The organism is Microbulbifer variabilis ATCC 700307 (assembly GCF_000380565.1).
GTDB classification, from domain to species: domain Bacteria; phylum Pseudomonadota; class Gammaproteobacteria; order Pseudomonadales; family Cellvibrionaceae; genus Microbulbifer; species Microbulbifer variabilis.
Genome location: NZ_AQYJ01000025.1, coordinates 311,561 through 329,248, shown reverse-complemented (window position 1 = coordinate 329,248; position 17,688 = coordinate 311,561). Strand labels below are relative to the sequence as shown.

Genomic DNA, 17,688 nt, shown 5'->3' with positions numbered 1-17,688 from the left:
CTGTCAACCTTGACGAGCAGTTGTCACTATTTTGATGATCCTAAGAGTTGGATTCGAGGGGTTCGGCAACTGGGGCGAACTCGCTGAAGGCCCGTTCTATATTGCCGGTTAGGTCAACCGTGCTGGTGATCAGGCGGCCAGTATTTGGGGCGTCCGGCAGCATCAGCTCAAGTTCTTCCAGCCACCAGCGCACTCGCCGGGCGATGGCTTCACCGGAATCCAGCCATTGGATTGAGCGGGGGGCAAACTGGTCCAGTTCTTCTCGCAGCAGGGGAAAGTGAGTGCAGGCCAATACGGCAATATCCACTTGGTCGCCGCCGGCGGTGTGGAATACGCGGTGTAATACCGGCTCCAAATCTTCTGCGGTGATGGCTTCGCCGCGCAGTTTGCTTTCCGCCAGATGCACCAACTCCGGTGCGGGCACATTAATTACCCGGTTGCCGTTGGCAAATTGCTCGATCAGTTCGCGGGTGTAGCGGCGGTTTACGGTGCCTTCGGTGGCAATCAGGGCAATAGTGCGGGAACGGCTGGCGGCAGCGGCGGGTTTCACCGCGGGCACAACGCCCACTACGGGTTTCTTCAGGGATTCGCGCAGTTGGGGCAAGGCCAGGGTGCTGGCAGTATTGCAGCCCACCACTAAAATATCGGCCCCGCAGTGTTCCATCATGGCCTGGGCCTGCTGGACGATGCGGGGGCGCAGCTCCTCTTCGCTTTTATTGCCGTAGGGGTAAAAGCCGTTGTCCACACCCAGGTGCAAGGTCAGGCCCGGCATCAGGCGGCGGATCTCCCGCGCAATGCTGATGGCGCCCACGCCGGAATCAAAGATCAGGGCGCTGGGAGCTGAGCTATCTGGGTGGGCGCTGTGTTTGTGCATGCGTTCTGGAGTACCAACATCGAAACCAATCCTCCAAGAATACCTCAAAACTCCACGAAAATTCCCATTGCAGGTATCAGGGAGCAATAGCATCCTCTGGCGGACGCACTTTCCATAGTCAAACTGGTAGAATGGTGGTTTCGCCTCTATCTAGGCAAGCCATTGGGGATAGGCCCCTGGCAAAATCCTGATTTATCCATCTCTTTCCGGGTCTGGGAGTACCACTCTATGCCAGCGTTCCCGCTGCAATTGAATGCCGATCATGCGGTGATGGCGGCTGTTGCCATCTTGTTTCTGTTGGGCTTGGTGTTTTGGTTGGCGCGAGCCAGTAGCCGCCGCGCTTTATTGCAGAGCCAAGCCGCTTTACAGGTGGCTCAGGCGCGGATCGATAGCAGCCGCGAGCGGGAATCCCAGCTTGGGGTTGAGGTGGAATCCCTGCGTACCGAGCTGGCGGACAAGTTGCAGCAGCTCACGCGTAGTCAGGTGCTGGTAGAAAAAGGGGAGGCGGCCCTGGCGGAGCAGCGCAAGCTGATGGAGCAAATGCGTATTGCCATGGGTGAGCAGTTCGAGAATCTGGCCAACCGGATTTTTGAAGAGAAGCAGCAGAGCTTCGTGCGCCGCAGTGAAGACAGCCTGCGCAAAAGTCTCGATCCGCTTGAGCGCCAGTTGGGGGATTTCCGCAAGCGAGTAGAGCATGTCTACGATCGCGAAAATGCTGAGCGCAACAGCCTGCTGGGGCAGATTAAAGCGTTGCGCGAGCAAACCCAGCGCATCAGTGATGAGGCCCTGAACCTGACTTCGGCCCTAAAAGGTGACCGCAAGATTCAGGGTAACTGGGGTGAAGTGGTGCTGGAGCGTTTGCTGGAGGAATCCGGCCTGCAGAAGGGGCGCGAGTACGAAACCCAGGTAACCCTGACGAGCGATGGCCGCAGGCGCCAGCCAGATGTGATTGTGCGCCTGCCGGAAAACAAAGACCTGATTATCGATTCCAAGGTCTCCCTGGTGGACTACGAGCGCTATAGCTCGGCGGAAACCGATGAGGAGCGCACCCAAGCCCTGAAACAGCATGTGAATTCCCTGCGCGCCCATATCACCGGCCTTAACAAGAAGGCCTACGAACAGCTGGAGGGTGTGCGCACCCTGGATTTCGTCTTTATTTTCGTGCCCATTGAGGCTGCGTATATGTTGGCTATGCAGGCGGACCCGGATTTGTTCCGTTTTGCTTATGAGAAGCAAATTGTCCTGGTAAGCCCTACCAGCCTGATGGCGACTCTGCGCACAGTCGAGAATATCTGGCGCTACGAGAAACAAAACAAGAACGCGGAAAAAATCGCCGACGAGGCCGGCAAGCTGCACGATCAGTTTGCTATGGTGCTGGAGTCACTGGATGTTCTTGGTGATCGCCTGCGTCAGGCAGATGACGCTTACCAGCAGACCTACAAACGACTGGCGACAGGCCGTGGCAACGCGGTGAAGCGGATTGATAGTCTGCGTAAGCTGGGTGCTAAAACCCGTAAGCAGATCTCTGCGGATTTAAGGGAACGAGCGGATCAGCCTGAGGTAAAGGGACTGCCACAGGCTGAGGAAGCCGCCACGGAAGAATAATTTTTTATGGAAAATCTTGTATTCGCGCTATCAGTCACAGGGCCGATTTTCCTGATGATTATTGGCGGATACCTGCTCAAGTATAAAGGGATAGTACGAGACAGCTTTATTGATGATGCCTCCAGGCTTGTTTTCCACGTGGCATTACCAGCACTGCTTTTTATTAATATCTATTCCTCGGATGCCAACCCCGCGCAAGAAATAGACCTGCTTGTAGCAGGGGTTCTCGGCACTTTTGTGATGCTCCCTTTGGCATGGTTGCTGGCGCGGCCGGTATCGCCAATGGATCGCAGCGCTTTTATCCAGGGGGCTTTTCGTGGAAATGTGGCGATTGTCGGCCTTGCCTGGATCGAAAAAGCCTACGGAAGCGAGGGTGTTTCCAATTCCGCAGGGTTGGTCGCGGCACTCACGATTCAGTTTAATGTTATCGCCGTCGCTCTTTTCGTGCTTTACAATAAGGACAGAAAATTTGGCTGGCGGATGATGCTGTGGGAGCTGGTCAAGAACCCTCTAATCCTCGGTGTCATTGCAGCCATTGTGTGCCGTTTATTGGCTGTAAGGCTGCCGGAAGTACTGCACGATACCATTCAGTATCTTGCATCTGTGGGCCTGCCACTGGGACTTATCTGTATTGGTGCCAGCATGAAAATGCGAACACTGATGCGCAGTTCCCCCACGGCGCTGGCGGCCTCATTACTTAAACTGGTTGTTGCTCCGATTGTCTGCCTGCTGATTGGTTTGGCATTGGGCATGAGCCCTGAATACTTGGGATACCTGATCCTGATGACGGGTGCTCCCTGTGCGATCTCGGCCTTTGTAATGGCCCATGCTATGGGTGGGAACAGCCAGCTTACGGCCAATATTGTGGGGCTCAGCACATTGCTTTCTGTTGTTACTGCCAGTATCGGGCTGGCATTGCTTAAGGTGTACTTTTAATGACCGTTTTCCCAACCTGGTTGCTTATTCTTGCAGCAGTAATCATTTTTGCTCTCGCTATTGTGGCTGGCTACTATCTGCGCAAACTATCAGTAGCGCAAAAGAAACAGGCCGAACAACTGGCGGAATTAGAGCAAGCTGCCGAAGATCAGCGCGAAAGAGTAAACGACAGCATCCAGATTATTGCCCGCACCCTGTTGGATGATGGAGTAGGGCTTACCGAAGCTTCGATTCGTATTCGCGTTCTATTGGATGCGCTTCAGGTGGAAGACAAAGTACGTGAAGAGTTTGTTGCTTTTTATACTATCGCAGAGAAAACCAGTCATATCCCAATTCTAAAAGACTGGAAGGCATTGCCGCGTAAAGAGCAATTTCAATATGAGTTAGAAATGGCACAAATAGAGGCAGATTATAAAGACTTTGCGATAGATGCCGCTAAACGTATCCTTGGCCGTACTTTTTGAAGTTGGGTAGCCAGATGATTGGCTGGGATAGCTCTTTATTTGTTAGTCAACGGGTAGTAATCTGCCCGTTGTTTGGAGAGTTTAATTCTTTTATTTCTAGCTTTTTGCAAAGATTACTTTGTAGGTGCTAACCCGCCTTAAAATTTATTTTTTATGCATACTGCATTTGCGCGGAACTTATTGATCCCATTTTTGCGCAAAATGCAATCAAAATTTACTGACTCTACTGGCAGTATTCAGTGAGAATTAGTAAGTGATTTTAAAAGTAGTCCTGCTTATCGCTGTGCTGACATACTTCGCACGTTCATCAAATTAGCTTTATTCGGCAATTTTTGGGGTGCCGGTGTACTTTCGTTGAACTTTATTTTTGGTGGTTTCCATTTGAATGTACTCATTGGCACCGTAATTTCATTTGTCACCGCGTTAGGTGTATTCAAGCTGCTTGATCATCTTGAGGGGGCTGGAGCTTGGTACTGGATCGCGTTTTTGATCGCTATCGGAGCGTCCGTCATATTGGCCTGAATGTGAACTTGTTAACAGGGCTTATCCTTAAGTAGCAACAAAATGCTCTAAACAAGAAAGTAAGAAACTTGATGCTACGTCAAGTCGTTAGCACACTTAAATAAGCTGATTGACTTTCCTTTGAAGCTTTGCGCATACGTTAAAAGTTTTGGTGTCTAAATTGAAGAAATTATTAATATACTTTGTCTCGTTCTTTTTTGCGGTTGCTGCATATTTTCTTACGTTTTCGGCATTTTATGAGTCATGGTTTTCCTACTACTATGAGGAATACCTCTCTTATTTTTTCCTGGCAGGGCTTGCAGTAATTGTACTCTTGCCATTTGCTGCTGCAGTGGCGGGCTCAGAAAATAGTATGAGCTATTTTTCAAAATATATAAGTTTAGCTGTCATATTTCATTGGGCTGTAGTAGTTTTATCTGTGGTGGTTTTTGTATACATGTTATCTAATGGCGTATTAATCAATGGGCCTGGTATTTATAGGGCGGCTCCATAAAGTAAATTGACATAATAAAGATAGATAGTGCAGCTCCGGGCAGAACACCTTACGCTTTGTTTGATTTCTGTGCTCTCAGTTTGCATGATAAATGGGTAGTATCGATAGCCTCTTTAACGGGGATTAAGTTATCTAGTGAGAAAATACGATGTTTGGAATTTTGAAGTATATTGGACTTGTGATAATCGTAAGTTTGGGGTTTAGTCAAACCTTTGTTTATCAAAGAGTAAAGAAAAAATGGAATTCTCTCCCTGTAGTTGATGCAAAAATAAAAACCTCAAAATTAAAAAATTTTACGAATGCGGAGGGGCAAAGGGTATACGAGGCACAAATCGAGTTTGAGTATGAGTACATGGGCGTCAAGTATAGTTCAGATACTCCATTACTCAGGTCCCCCCAATTGTTTAAAAATAACAATATCGAGCATGATCTACTGAGTCGATATAAAGAGGGGGGAAGCGTGGCGGTGCGTGTAATGCCCAGCTCCCCAAAAAATGCATTTATAGAAATGGAACGGTTCAGTAAGTTGTCTGCAGTTGTGATTCCAGTACTTTTAGTTATTTATAGTTTGGCTGTATTCGGCTATGGATGGTTGGTGACTGCGGCAGTGACACGCTAGTAACGTATTGTTAGTATAAATGGTGTAATATGATGCTGTAGAGGAAAAGCTTCTCTATTTGAAGTTTTATGAATATCGTTTTCGTCATGAATGGTTTAAGCCTGAGTGGAGTTTATACATTAATTAAACGCATAGAAGGATAAGCGGTTGGCTTAATAATCCAATGCATTGAATGCATAGTATTGCTTTTAGCTTTAGCATTAATCTAGGGAGGGAGTATGAGGCTGGGAATTTTGATATTCATATCGATCGTATTGTGGGTTATTTCAGGAATTATTGCATTTTATGGTTTTGAGAGCCTGGATCAGGCGAGTAACTTTGGAGAAAGTTTTGGTGCCATCTCATCTCTGTTTTCCAGCTTTGCTCTGGCCTTAGCAATTTATTCTATGGTGTTGCAACAGAAGCAAAATGATCAGTTTGAAAAGTATACTTTAACTGCTCTTGATCAACAGTCTAAACAAATAGAAATTATAAATAAAAGTATCGAAGAACAGTTGAAAACTGCAAAGGTAGCAGCAATTACAGCGCTGATTGATCGCGAGGAGCAGCGTATAGCTAATTTGAAAGAGTGGGGTGAGCAGAAGGGGGATATCAATAGGTACGAAAATGGGATAGCTGCTGCATCCAGACGAATTGAAAAATATAATGAGGATTTGCAGGCCCATGCGACATGCTGATAAAGGGTTGTAGTATGTCCTAGCTAGCAGTCTTCACCGGACTTTATTAATTTAGCTTGCCATGACTGCTGAGCTTAACTTAAGAGAAAACGCTTAATATTTACTTCATGATCAAGTACCTGACTACTGAGCAGTTACAATATAATCATTAGAGTTAAGTCTCCTGGTAATTCGACTAGTGTCTCCGCTTAGGGGCTCCTCTTCATGGCTACATTTCATCCAAGCATTGAGGCATTGAAGTATTAAAGTGAGATGAGGAGTCGCACATTTTTCTTGTTTTCGTAGACTTTGGCTTGCTCGACGGCAGAATGGCCAAAGATAAGCATTTCTAGAAGATATCATGGACCCTTTAAAATGGTGAAAGATGTAATCTTTGGGTGCGTAAAAATTTGGAAGGTGACAACCCCAGTTTAGGGTGCATCTTCTATTAGGCTATATTATAGGTAACTACTGAGAATGTATATTTGTGATAGATGTGGAAAAAGAGGAAAGTCTAAGATCAAGCTTTGGGTTGCAGGTGAAGATCCAATCGGTTTTATTTTTTTGTCTGTCGCTTTAATGGCCCCTATAGGCTTCATGACATACTTATGCATTATAACCCTATATCCTGAATATTTCTTAGAGGAAGTATTTGCTTTTGAAGGTATGACTCAAATAGTCTTTATTGGGCTGCCAAGCCTATTAGTAGTTGGGTACTGGTATTACCGTATTGGGCATAAAGTATACGTATTCTTTGGAAAGTTTGTTAACTTTAAGTTTAGCTATGTCGCTACCTGCGAACCTTGTGGCTTAAGCTTGAAAGAGATTCATCTTCCCGGAGAATCTTGATATTTTAAGCTGTAGTTGTCCTTCCCCGAGGGAGAGTTTCTTGTGCTTAGCTACAGCTGTTTGCTTAGTATTTCTAATATCGGGATACCCTGGCAAGTTCAGATAGAGATGTGAAATACCAACCACCTAGGTCTACATTAAGTGGTGCTGAAAGCTTCATAAAGGTTTGCCTCGTATGAGCATAAAACCATCACGAATTTTATTAATAAATATTCTGATGACTGCTGCATTTTATGTGGCCGGTTTTGTCGCACTAGGCAGTTCGTATCCAACTATCGATTCAAGTGGCGAGCAGATTGTTCATTGGTTTTCAATTAACGAACTGAGCGCCCGGTTTTATGCTTGGACAGCGGCTTTTTTCTCACTTGGCCTCGCCATCTTTGGTGGGCAGATTTCTACATTGTTACCGAAACCGAGTCGGTATATTTTTCTTGCAGGCGTGCTTGGATTTGCCATCACAGCCCAGGTTCAAGCTTGGCTATGGGCGGGGTTAGCACTTCATCCAGAAGGGCTGGAGCCAGCAGTTGCTCGCACAATCTTCGGCATATCTTCTTATTGGGGGCCTCTGGTGAATGGGTCAACAACAGCGATGGCGGTAGCGTTTTTAGCTATAGGGCCTGGCACATCTGTTGAGGTCCCACGCTGGCTAAAGTCGCTCAGTGTTATTTTCTTTCTTGAGCAGGCAATCGAAACTATCACTGTATTCGGATACAGTGGCTTTATAGCCCCAGGTGGAACTATGAATGTTTATCTTGGAGGTCTTATTGGATTTATTTGGGTTGCGGGGGTTGTGCGTTGGGCGATACCGCGCATAGACTTGCCCGCCTAACCAGAGAGTACTGTTGACTCATAATGCCATTAGTTTAGTGCTCTACTGATCTTGGGATTGGGCTTCATCAAAAGGAGAGTTCATGGGTAGCTTTGTGGTGGAAGCGTTAGTTGTGGCCTTGTTTCTCTTATACCCAGTGTGGCGAATATTTAAGCGTGCTGGACTGAATCCAATTTATAGTCTTACGTTGTTCATACCAGTTTTAGGGTTTCTGGTAGCTGGTGCTGTTTTGGCTGCATCTAGGTGGAGTGTCAGCACCAAAACTGAGGAGGTACAATGATGGGCGTTGGCGGAATTAGTCTTTGGCAACTCATCATCATTTTTGTAATCCTTCTCGGCCCGCTGCTAATCTTTGGCTCTGTAGCTAAGAAGGCTGGCTTTTCCAGATGGTGGGGCTTGTTACTTATAGTTCCTGTTGTCAATATAGTCTTGGTGTGGGTGCTTGCATTCGTCAAGTGGCCAGTGGAAGAGGCTTCTTAATAACGTTGAGCGTTATTCTCAGCGAAGTTGGTTAAATCTCTATTGTATTTATTCTTCTTTCACCCCCTGAATGCAGGTTGGGAAGCCAGATTGCATAAGGTGTTCCTTACCTGATCATAATGGTTTTACCAGGACCCAGGGTTGGCCGGGCTCTATCTTCAGGAACTAAAAAATTGAATGTAAAAAGTGGTCGCGGAATACTTTTGAGCATTACGGCGATGCTTTGTTTAGCCGGTATGGATGCAACCGGTAAGCTACTCGTCCAAACCTATCCCATTGTTCAAATTATGGCAGTCCGCTTTGCGATGTTTTTTTTCATCGTGATCGTCACGGCTGGATTAACAGGCAAGCTCAAACAAGTTCGAAGTAAGATTCTCGGTACCCAAATACTTCGATCTCTTGTGCTTTTGATCGAGGTGACAGTATTTATCTTTGCATTCAGTATGATGCCGTTAGCTGATGTCCATGCAATCGCTGCAACGGCACCGCTGTTTGCAATATTGATGGCGGGATGGTACCTGGGTGAAGAGATAGATACGAGGAGTTGGGTGGGTGTTGCTATAGGCTTTATAGGTGCTCTGATTATCATTCGGCCTGGATTGGGAGTAATGAGTTGGCACACTTTGATACCGATAGCTGGGGCAATTCTGTGGGCTGCATATCAAATTCTTTCACGCCGTGTCGCGCAGTTCGATAGCTCCAGTACAACGGCCTTCTATACGGCTTTCATTGGTCTGATTGTCTTCGGTGGATTAGCACCCTTTTACTGGGTAGAACCGACCTCAACAGGTTGGCAATTATTGATGTTGAATGGACTACTGGGTGCAATGGGTCACTATTTGCTCATCAAGGCCCTTTCCTATGCGCCCGCAACAGTTTTACAGCCCTTCAGCTATGCCTTGTTGTTTTGGGCCATCGTGATTGGTTTTATTATCTTTGGTGATCTACCCGATGGACTCACGCTACTTGGTGCTGCCGTAGTATTGGGAGCAGGGTTCTATGCTTCGGACGCAGGTCGCTCATTGAGTGGCTCTCTATCGGTTGCGTTCAAAAGGAGGTGGCGGGGTATCCAGCGTGAGTCTAAATCTGTGAATTAGTCTCTGCACTGTAGTGGCTTCTGTTTGGGAGCAGGAAATCGCTCGCAGCTTCTGAATAAGCAGGTACTCAAAAATAGCATCCGTAAATTCGGACCTTTTGCTGTTAGGAAAAGAGCGGGAAGGTGGCCTACGGGGTGAAGAAGTCGGCCGTTAAATTTGTATCGTAAATAATGTAATTGAGGATCTGGATGCACTAACCCTGCGCATCCAGATCTGTTTCGGCGGCTCAGGAATTGGGCGTTCGATCATTATGGCGAATTCGATCTTGGGCCAAGAAGAAATAGCGCGCAGTATGGAAAAGTTCAGGTCTTAAATTCCGCTCCTAGTAAATCCAAAGTGATTTCTCCGAAACGCTTCAGCATCAGTTTCTCAGCTTCATTCATAACGTCTTTTAAGGAGGCGTTTACCGCATGCTCAATGGGGCAGTTGGTATGCTCGTCAGTTAGCCCAATAGTGAAAACCGATGCTTCACCCAGAGCCTTATGGATATCCAATAGTGTGATTTCATCTAGGGGCTTGGCCAGTGACCAACCTCCGTTATGCCCCTTGCTCGACCGTACATATCCCCGATCGCGTAACAGAGCCATGGTACGCCTAACCACTACTGGATTGGTGGAAAGCATTTCAGCCATTTTATCTGATGTGACTGGCTGATCAGCCATTTCAAGATGGATGAGTACATGTAGCACCCGGGAAAGCCGACTGTCCTTTCGCATAGTTCACCTTAGTCATTGAACTCGTAGTATATCATGAAACATTTGGTGTTACGTGTGTTGCCATTTCTAAAAATATTGTGTAACAATTAAAGTTACATGATGATTGGGAGGTGACCATGGATATCGATGTTTTGATTGTTGGCGGTAGTTTTGCAGGTTTGTCTGCCGCGATGCAGCTTGTTCGTGGGCGGCGTAAAGTAGTGGTGTTGGATACAAACCAACCACGCAATCGCTTTGCTCGTGCGTCTCACGGTGTATTTGGTTTGGATGGAAAAAGCCCTGCCGAGATTCGGGCTACCGCACTATCCCAGCTTGCGCTCTATCCCGGTTTTCAGCTGGTTGAGGATGCGGCTGTAGGTGTTGAGAAATTGCGAGGCGGGTTTGAGGTAGCGGCAGAGAGTGATGCCGTTTACCGCGCAAAGAAACTGATTCTTGCCAGTGGTATCACAGACCAGTTGCCAGATCTTCCAGGTGTAAAAGAGTTCTGGGGTAAAAGCGTTATCCACTGCCCCTATTGCCATGGTTATGAGCTAAGTGATCGCCCCTTGGGTGTGTTTGCGACCAGTGAATTGTCTTTTCATCAGGCGGCAATGATTCCAGATTGGGGGGCGACAACCCTTTTTACTCAGGGGCAATTCAACCCAGAGGGAGAAGTACTGGGGCACTTGATTGATCGAGGTGTAGTACTAGAGGAGACACCGATTACCAATTTGCTGGGAGCAAAAGGGCAGTTGCAAGCTGTCTTGTTAGCTGATGGGAGGGAAATACCTCTAGAGGGTCTTTATGTTTCTCCAAAGGTTATGCTGGCTTCGCCGCTTATAAGAATGCTGGATTTAGCACTGGAAGACTCTCTAGTTGGCAGTATTGTGAAAGTTGATGCTTTTAAAGAAAGTTCTGTTAATGGGGTGTTTGTTGCGGGGGACCTGTCCAACCCAATGCAGAGCGGAACATTTGCGATCGCGTCCGGTACTATGGCTGGTGTCGCTGCACATCGTTCACTGATATTTAACAAGTAGCAAATGCACCGTGCGAGAGTTATCAAAATCCCTTGTTTCTAGGTGGGAGCAATGGGCTAAGAGCTGATGTAGGGGGAGTTGTGTTGTGGCCGAGGCAGTTACTTGCCCCGGCCTTAAAAACTCAGCAGTTAACCGCGTTTACAGCGAGCCCTCCGAGAGAGGTTTCCTTGTATTTGCTTTGCATATCGATACCGGTCTGGCGCATGGTTTCAATCACACTGTCGAGTGGAACTATATGGGCACCATCACCGCGCAGAGCCAGGCGTGCACCATTGATGGCTTTTACTGCACCCATGGTATTGCGCTCAATACAGGGTACTTGTACCAGTCCGCCAATAGGGTCGCAGGTGAGCCCTAAGTTGTGCTCCATACCGATCTCGGCGGCGTTTTCAATTTGCTGATTAGTACCGCCTTCTACTGCTGCCAGCCCTGCAGATGCCATGGAGCAGGCTACGCCGATCTCTCCCTGGCAGCCGACTTCAGCAGCGGAAATAGAAGCATTCTTTTTAAATAGCATGCCAATGGCGCCAGCGGTGAGCAGGAATTTTACTACCTGGTCTTTCAGCTCTCCGTGAATATCCGGGTTGTGTACGAACTCTACGTAATAGGCAATTACCGCGGGAATAACACCGGCAGCTCCGTTAGTGGGGGCGGTCACGATACGTCCGCGTGCAGCATTCTCTTCGTTTACGGCCAGGGCGAACAGGCTGACCCAATCGAGGATAGCGAGGCCGTGGTTGCGTTCTTCCGGGCTCTGCTTATTCAATTCACGATAGAGTTCGGCTGCACGGCGGCGTACATTCAGGCCTCCGGGTAGGATTCCGTCCTGGTGGCAGCCTCGCTTGATAGAAGCGTCCATGACTTTCCAGATATTCCACAGGCGATCTTTTACTTCCTGCTCACTGCGAAAGGCTTTCTCGTTTTCCATTGCCAGTTCGGCAATGGTCCAGCCGTGCTGCTCGCAGGTTTCCATTAATTGCTCAGCATTGCTGAAATCATAGGGAAGCAGGGTGGCTATCTCTTCTTTGTGAGCAAAGTCTTCCTCGGACAGTACAAAGCCACCGCCAATGGAAAAATAGCTGCGCTCGAACAGTAGTTCAGATCCGGAATATGCCTGGCAGGTCATCCCGTTTGAGTGTTGCGGCAGGAACTCTTCCATATGGAAGACCAGGTCACGTTCGCGAACGAATTCGATATTGTGGTCATTGTTTAGCACAAGGGTGCGATCACTTTGTATCGCAGCCATCTTGTCTTCGATGCTATCCACATCAATCGTATCTGGAGCCTGCCCCAGAAGGCCCATCAGTACGGCCATATCAGTACCATGGCCCACACCGGTTAGCGCCAGGGAGCCATACAGGTGCACCTGTACACGATCAGTGTTGGCTAGCTGGGAGCGAGAGCGCAGATCCTGCACAAACTGGCGGGCGGCGACCATAGGGCCCACAGTGTGGGAACTGGAAGGGCCGACACCAATTTTGAAGAGTTCAAAAACACTAATGCTCATAAATTTTCTCTGCGCTGGGCTGTCTACTTTCACAGCCCTCCCTTAAGGATATAGTTGCACCAATTGGGGGCGCACTTTGCCTTACAAGGCGCAACAATCAAGGTGGCAGCCAGCATTCCGTACAAAATTCTATTTGTTACGGATTTTGCGGAATTTATGATCTTCCTGATTCGTAGCGTAAGAGAAGCTACGGCGCTTCCGCGACCAGAACGGCACGTTTGGGCGCGGGGTGACCTTCGATGGTTTTATCTGGTGATTGTGGGTCCAGGAAATCCTCCAGCGATTCAAAATGCATCCAGTCAGTGCGGCGCTGTTCCTCCTGGTTGGTGACATTTAGGTCCACTGTTCTTGGATTGCGGAATCCGCATTTGCACAACCAGCTTTCCAGGGTGGCGCAACTGGGGAAAAACCAAACATTGCGCATTTTTGCATAGCGGCCCTCCGGCACTAGGCAATCCCCCAGGCCACCATCGATCACCAGAGTTTCCAAAACTAACTGGCCTCCGGGGCGCAAGGTTTCCCGGAGCTCGCGCAGGTGGTCCATGGGTGAGCGGCGGTGATAGAGCACGCCCATAGAGAAAGTGGTATCGAAGGCTCGTAAATTGGATGGCAGGGCTTCAATACCCAGGGGCAACAGGTCTACCGGTTTTTCTTTGCCGAGGTATTTTTTCAGGGCATAAAACTGGGCAACAAATTTTGCCGATGGATCTATGCCGATCACACGCCGGGCGCCAGCACCATAAGAGCGCCAGCAGTGGTAGCCATTGCCGCATCCCACATCCAGTACCAATCTATTTTCCATAGGGGCCAGGTGGGGTAATACGCGATCCCATTTCCAATCTGAGCGCCACTCGGTATCAATAGGCAGGCCAAAAATTTCCCATGGGCCCTTGCGCCAGGGGTGTAGTTTTCTCAGTTCCTGTTCCAGCAACTGCAGTTGTTCAGAGCTTGCATCACTGGCGCTGCCAATGCGAACGCTTTGCGCAAGCTCTATATTTGAGGGTTTGATATCCGGTAAGGCTTCCATGGCTGCGCGCCAGTCGGGCAGGTCACCCCAGCGATGGGGGCTCAGGTTTTCGGCCACCTGATCGGGTAGCTGCGCGAGCCAGGAGCGCAGATCAGGGATATGTTGCAGGCCTTGGTAGAGTTGGGAGTAGTCGATCACGGGTACTTACTTTTCGGGGCTGCCTTTAATGGCAATGAGTGAGGCGAAATTAAAACACTGGAACCATACATCAACACTGGTAAAGCCGACGTTCTTTAGCCGCTTGCGATGGGTATCCAGGGTTTCGGGGATCAGCACATTTTCCAGGGCTGAGCGCTTTTGGGCAATTTCCAATGCACTGTAACCGTTGGCAGCCTTGAAGGAATGATGCAGTTCAATCATTAATTCATTATGGGCTTTATCGGCGAAGTCCACTTTTTCTGAAATAATCAGGATGCCGCCGGGGCGTAGACCATCGTGAATTTTTCTTAGGATCTCCTCGCGCTCTTCCACCGGTATAAACTGCAAGGTGAAATTGAGTACGACTACAGATGCGTTTTCAATAGTGACGTTTTGCAGGTTGTCGCAGATAAGCTGTACAGGTATTTCGCCGCTATCGGCTTCGAGCACGGTGCGCGCCTGATCTGTCATGGCTTTGGAGTTATCTACGGCAATAATTTCGCAATCTGCTGCGGGGATGCGGTGACGCATGGCTAAGGTTGCGGCGCATAAAGAGCTGCCGAGATCGTAACAGCGGCTGCCTGCCTGGGCATAGCGCTCAGCCAAGGTGCCGATCATGGCGACGATGGTGGTATAGCCCGGAACCGAGCGCTTAATCATATCGGGAAATACTTGCACTACCTGGCGATCGAACTCAAAACCGGCTACCTGGCCCAGAGGACTCGCGTAAATATTGTCGTGTTTACTCATCTGAATTTCGCTGAAGGGTTACTGCGATTAACAGGCAGGCTTGGGGCCTGCCGGATGCGCGTCGGCTGCGGGATCTATCCCCGGCAATAACTTTACCGGGGATAGAGCACAGGACTCTGTCAGAGTTTTTCTTCCTGCAAGTTGAGGTTTGCTGCGGCAGCCTGGCCTTGGGGACCTGTCACTACAGCGGTACTCGCCTTGCTCTGGTCCAGATAAGTGGCGCCCACTCGCTGAAGATCCTGCAGGGTCACTTCTGTTACCTGTTTGCGGAATTGCTGGCGTACTGCGTGGGTTCGACCGTAAAGGCCCGAGTGGAAGTTCTTCTTGGCTTCGCCGGCGGGGGAGCCTGGCTTGTCCAGTCCGCCGACGACACCGAGAACGGCTTCTTCAACCTGTTCTTCCTTGTGTTTTTCTTCAGCCAGCCACTGTAGAGAGGCATCGAAGTCTTGCAGAGTTTCTCCCATACGTGGATCGCGATAGGAATAAAAGCGAAACACTCCAATATTGCTGTCGTGTGCCGCGCCGCCGCCGTAGGCGCCGCCCTGTTCGCGGATGGTGCGGTGCAGGAAGCCATTGCGGAGGAAGCCACTCAGAACAGACAGTGGTGCCGCGTCCGGGTGTGACATGGGCACAGTTGGGTAGGCCTTGGCACAGAAATTCACCTGGCTGTTGGCAATCCAAAGTTCCTCAACCCGCTTTTGTTCGAAAGGTGCTTCCGGATTTGCCGCGGTGGTACTGGGGTTGGAAGTGAGCGGCGACAGCGCTTGGCTGAAGCTGTCAATTTTATCTTCTTCACCTACCAGCAGGAATTGACGTGGTGCAGCCAGGATCTTTTGGTGAATAGCCTGGAACTGCGCGGTAAGTTTCTGCAGGCCTTCCTCTTTGTCCAGGTTGGCGACCAGTGCTTTTAAGTCGCGCAGGCCCAGCAGGCCGCCTGTGGCATGACTTTCCCAGGCGGCGCGGTTAAAGCCGGCACTCGCTGCGGCCATTGCCAGGGCATGACCATTACCAACTACGCCCTGCTCGCGGCGGGCCAGGGTCTGTAGTAATAATTCCTTGATGCGGGCATGCTCGTCGAAGCGGACCTGCTCCATAGTGGCCTGCATCAGTTCAGTCAGTTCCTCCTGGTTGCGCGATAACGCCTTGCCGGACAGGATAAAGTGGCCGGAAAGATGATCGAGGTTATCAATGGCAGTGCGGCTGCTGGTGAAACCATGTAAGGCTCCGGCTACGCGTGTCTGCCACTGTTGTACTTCCAGATAGTCCTTGTCTCCCAGGCCAACTTCACTCAGTACTTGGCAGTAGTAAGGCAGTAACTGTTTTTCTTCTTCAGTGAACTCCGGCAGTGCGCTGACCATCTGTTGGTAGACCAGGCCATTGGTGCCGGCGCTGTAGCGGGTTAATGTCTGGTTGCCGAGAGAGGTTTTTTCTCCCTCTACATCTGGCAGTTCCGCCGGAATATCCTCGATGCCGACTTTTGGCAGAATAGAGGCGTCGTCTTCACGATTTTGCCGGTCGGCCAGGGCCTTGGCGGTTTCGACAATTTGCTCCCTGTCTTTTTCATTGAGGCGGGATTTGATCTGCGCCAGCCGGTCTTTTTCCGCCTGCTCCCGGCGTTCAGCCAGTTGGTCGTCAGGGCTCATTACCAGACGCACACGGTGTTGATTATCCAGCAGCAGTTCGCGGGTTTTGTCGGCGATAAACCTGGGATCTTTAATCTGCTCGCGCAGTTTTTCCAAAGTGGCATCAATGTTTAACAGGCCGATGGGGTCGCCGCGGTGGGTGGCGCCAGTGAGGGCCGTGAGGATTAGCTGCAGGCCGTAGGGGTAGCCGTCGCCACCAATCTCGCGCTGTTGCAGCTCCAGTTGGTGCAGGCTGGCGGCAACCTGTTCGTAGGGAATCCCTTTTTCCGCAACTTCCTGCAGCACTGCCAGTACTTGCTTTTCCAGTTCGTCGGCGCTGTCGCGCTCGCTGCCTTCAATACCGCAGACAAAGACCAGCTCGCGTTGGGAATCGTCCAGGCCTACAAGCGGGGATGGGGAAGTACCCAGGTCGGTAGTTTCCAGCAGCTTCATCAGTGGGGAGGCGCTATTGTCCAGTAGCACTCCTGCAAGTAGATGAGCAGTAAGGGCTTCTTCCAAGTCGGTGACGTCACCCAGCAGCCAGCTCAGGACAATATGGGTTTTACCCTGCAGTGCCTCTCCGTTCAGCGGATAGTGCTCCTCAACTTTGAGCGGCGCCTGGTAACGGTCCTCGCGCCCAACGGCAATCGTTTTTTCCAGCTGGTCGAACTTGTGCAGGGCCTTTTCTTCGAACGCTGCCTGGTGCTCTGCGGCGGGAATATCGCCAAAGGTCATAAAGATGGCATTGCTCGGGTGATAATGGCTGCGGTAAAAGGCCACCAGCTGCTCGTAACTGAGCTTGGGAATATCAGTAGGTTCACCACCGGAGTTATAGTGGTAAGTGGAAGTAGGGAACAGGTATTTACTCAGCGTATGCCACAGCTGTGAACTGACAGAGCTCATGGCGCCTTTCATTTCATTAAACACTACGCCCTTGTAAACAAGTTCACTTTTGGGATTATCTGCCTCGGCAAACTCCAGGCGATGTCCCTCCTGGGCAAAATCCAGTGGGTCCAGGCGCGCAAAAAATACAGCATCCAGGTAGACATCCAGTAGATTGTCAAAATCCTTGCGGTTCTGGCTGGCAAAGGGGTAGGCGGTCCAGTCGGAACTGGTAAAGGCGTTCATAAACGTGTTGAGCGAACGCCGGATCATCATAAAGAACGGGTCCCGCACCGGGTACTTGTCACTGCCGCACAATGCGGTGTGCTCAAGGATATGTGCCACACCGGTGGAGTCTTCCGGCACAGTGCGCAAGGCGACCAGGAAAACATTTTCCGGGTTGTCTGCGGCGATATGTAAGTGCTGTGCACCGGTAGTATTGTGGCGGTATTCCTCGACTCGCACGCCGAGAGAATCGATTTCTGCGCTGGTAACCAGTTTGAATGCAGGATGTGAGTTGCTCAAAAGACAGCTCCCTGGAGTTATAGGAAATTTTCTAGCCAGCCTCTGTCGCTGGCGAAAGGGCGCTATTCTACCGCTTGCACA

Annotated in this window: 17 protein-coding genes; 11 read left to right on the top strand and 6 right to left on the bottom strand. The window is 49.6% G+C overall.

Going from position 1 to position 17,688, the window contains the following annotated elements:
- Positions 1-40 precede the first annotated feature (40 nt).
- Positions 41-874 (bottom strand): glutamate racemase, encoded by an 834-nt coding sequence (gene murI, locus G367_RS0110245; RefSeq protein WP_020413038.1) that lies wholly within the window; start codon positions 872-874, stop codon positions 41-43.
- A 228-nt stretch (positions 875-1,102) separates the two neighbouring features.
- Between murI and G367_RS0110240 the strand changes: the two genes are divergently transcribed.
- From G367_RS0110240 to G367_RS23560, 10 genes are all read left to right on the top strand, one after another.
- Complete coding sequence (locus G367_RS0110240; RefSeq protein WP_020413037.1) at positions 1,103-2,479, top strand: DNA recombination protein RmuC; 1,377 nt, start codon at positions 1,103-1,105, stop codon at positions 2,477-2,479.
- A 6-nt stretch (positions 2,480-2,485) separates the two neighbouring features.
- Positions 2,486-3,415, top strand: coding sequence for an AEC family transporter (locus G367_RS0110235; RefSeq protein WP_020413036.1), 930 nt, complete (start codon positions 2,486-2,488; stop codon positions 3,413-3,415).
- On the top strand, positions 3,415-3,879 hold the full coding sequence (locus G367_RS0110230; RefSeq protein ID WP_020413035.1) for a DUF2489 domain-containing protein: 465 nt from the start codon (positions 3,415-3,417) through the stop codon (positions 3,877-3,879). The genes G367_RS0110235 and G367_RS0110230 overlap by 1 nt, the downstream gene beginning before the upstream one ends.
- 682 nt (positions 3,880-4,561) lie before the next feature.
- A complete protein-coding gene (locus G367_RS0110225; protein ID WP_020413034.1) occupies positions 4,562-4,894 on the top strand; it encodes a hypothetical protein in 333 nt (110 codons plus the stop codon).
- Positions 4,895-5,042: 148 nt separating this feature from the next.
- On the top strand, positions 5,043-5,513 hold the full coding sequence (locus G367_RS0110220) for a DUF3592 domain-containing protein (RefSeq protein ID WP_020413033.1): 471 nt from the start codon (positions 5,043-5,045) through the stop codon (positions 5,511-5,513).
- Between the two features lie 218 nt (positions 5,514-5,731).
- Positions 5,732-6,190, top strand: a complete 459-nt coding sequence (locus tag G367_RS0110215; RefSeq protein ID WP_020413032.1) for a hypothetical protein — start codon at positions 5,732-5,734, stop codon at positions 6,188-6,190.
- Between the two features lie 456 nt (positions 6,191-6,646).
- A complete protein-coding gene (locus G367_RS0110210; RefSeq protein WP_020413031.1) occupies positions 6,647-7,018 on the top strand; it encodes a hypothetical protein in 372 nt (123 codons plus the stop codon).
- A gap of 175 nt (positions 7,019-7,193) precedes the next feature.
- Positions 7,194-7,847 carry a hypothetical protein gene (locus G367_RS25085; RefSeq protein ID WP_020413030.1) on the top strand — a complete coding sequence of 218 codons (654 nt, stop codon included), beginning with the start codon at positions 7,194-7,196 and terminating at the stop codon, positions 7,845-7,847.
- A 276-nt stretch (positions 7,848-8,123) separates the two neighbouring features.
- Complete coding sequence (locus G367_RS0110195) at positions 8,124-8,327, top strand: Sec-independent protein translocase family protein (protein ID WP_020413028.1); 204 nt, start codon at positions 8,124-8,126, stop codon at positions 8,325-8,327.
- A 173-nt stretch (positions 8,328-8,500) separates the two neighbouring features.
- Positions 8,501-9,424: a DMT family transporter gene (locus G367_RS23560; RefSeq protein WP_020413027.1), complete on the top strand. Its 924-nt coding sequence runs from the start codon at positions 8,501-8,503 to the stop codon at positions 9,422-9,424.
- Between the two features lie 302 nt (positions 9,425-9,726).
- Here the strand turns inward: G367_RS23560 and G367_RS0110185 are convergent, their stop codons facing one another.
- Complete coding sequence (locus tag G367_RS0110185) at positions 9,727-10,140, bottom strand: Rrf2 family transcriptional regulator (protein WP_020413026.1); 414 nt, start codon at positions 10,138-10,140, stop codon at positions 9,727-9,729.
- Between the two features lie 116 nt (positions 10,141-10,256).
- On the opposite strand from G367_RS0110185, the gene G367_RS0110180 reads away from it, so the two are divergent.
- A complete protein-coding gene (locus G367_RS0110180; protein ID WP_020413025.1) occupies positions 10,257-11,156 on the top strand; it encodes an NAD(P)/FAD-dependent oxidoreductase in 900 nt (299 codons plus the stop codon).
- Between the two features lie 121 nt (positions 11,157-11,277).
- Here G367_RS0110180 and G367_RS0110175 read toward each other — a convergent pair whose 3' ends face one another.
- From G367_RS0110175 to G367_RS0110160, 4 genes are all read right to left on the bottom strand, one after another.
- The gene (locus tag G367_RS0110175; RefSeq protein ID WP_020413024.1) at positions 11,278-12,663 is read right to left on the bottom strand and encodes an L-serine ammonia-lyase; all 1,386 of its coding nucleotides are present in this window, start codon (positions 12,661-12,663) and stop codon (positions 11,278-11,280) included.
- Positions 12,664-12,850: 187 nt separating this feature from the next.
- Positions 12,851-13,828, bottom strand: a complete 978-nt coding sequence (gene cmoB, locus G367_RS0110170; protein ID WP_020413023.1) for a tRNA 5-methoxyuridine(34)/uridine 5-oxyacetic acid(34) synthase CmoB — start codon at positions 13,826-13,828, stop codon at positions 12,851-12,853.
- Between the two features lie 6 nt (positions 13,829-13,834).
- Positions 13,835-14,578, bottom strand: coding sequence for a carboxy-S-adenosyl-L-methionine synthase CmoA (cmoA, locus tag G367_RS0110165; RefSeq protein ID WP_020413022.1), 744 nt, complete (start codon positions 14,576-14,578; stop codon positions 13,835-13,837).
- Between the two features lie 119 nt (positions 14,579-14,697).
- On the bottom strand, positions 14,698-17,607 hold the full coding sequence (locus G367_RS0110160) for an insulinase family protein (protein ID WP_020413021.1): 2,910 nt from the start codon (positions 17,605-17,607) through the stop codon (positions 14,698-14,700).
- Positions 17,608-17,688: the final 81 nt, after the last annotated feature.

Bases quoted from the DNA above. Each gene is read 5' to 3' on its own strand.
- G367_RS0110215 (WP_020413032.1), top strand. From the start codon at position 5,732: ATGAGGCTGGGAATTTTGATATTCATATCGATCGTATTGTGGGTTATT.
- G367_RS0110235 (WP_020413036.1), top strand. From the start codon at position 2,486: ATGGAAAATCTTGTATTCGCGCTATCAGTCACAGGGCCGATTTTCCTG.
- G367_RS0110210 (WP_020413031.1), top strand. From the start codon at position 6,647: ATGTATATTTGTGATAGATGTGGAAAAAGAGGAAAGTCTAAGATCAAG.
- G367_RS0110220 (WP_020413033.1), top strand. From the start codon at position 5,043: ATGTTTGGAATTTTGAAGTATATTGGACTTGTGATAATCGTAAGTTTG.
- cmoA (WP_020413022.1), bottom strand. From the start codon at position 14,578: ATGAGTAAACACGACAATATTTACGCGAGTCCTCTGGGCCAGGTAGCC.
- G367_RS0110185 (WP_020413026.1), bottom strand. From the start codon at position 10,140: ATGCGAAAGGACAGTCGGCTTTCCCGGGTGCTACATGTACTCATCCAT.
- G367_RS25085 (WP_020413030.1), top strand. From the start codon at position 7,194: ATGAGCATAAAACCATCACGAATTTTATTAATAAATATTCTGATGACT.
- G367_RS0110180 (WP_020413025.1), top strand. From the start codon at position 10,257: ATGGATATCGATGTTTTGATTGTTGGCGGTAGTTTTGCAGGTTTGTCT.
- G367_RS0110230 (WP_020413035.1), top strand. From the start codon at position 3,415: ATGACCGTTTTCCCAACCTGGTTGCTTATTCTTGCAGCAGTAATCATT.
- G367_RS0110175 (WP_020413024.1), bottom strand. From the start codon at position 12,663: ATGAGCATTAGTGTTTTTGAACTCTTCAAAATTGGTGTCGGCCCTTCC.
- G367_RS0110195 (WP_020413028.1), top strand. From the start codon at position 8,124: ATGATGGGCGTTGGCGGAATTAGTCTTTGGCAACTCATCATCATTTTT.
- murI (WP_020413038.1), bottom strand. From the start codon at position 874: ATGCACAAACACAGCGCCCACCCAGATAGCTCAGCTCCCAGCGCCCTG.
- G367_RS0110240 (WP_020413037.1), top strand. From the start codon at position 1,103: ATGCCAGCGTTCCCGCTGCAATTGAATGCCGATCATGCGGTGATGGCG.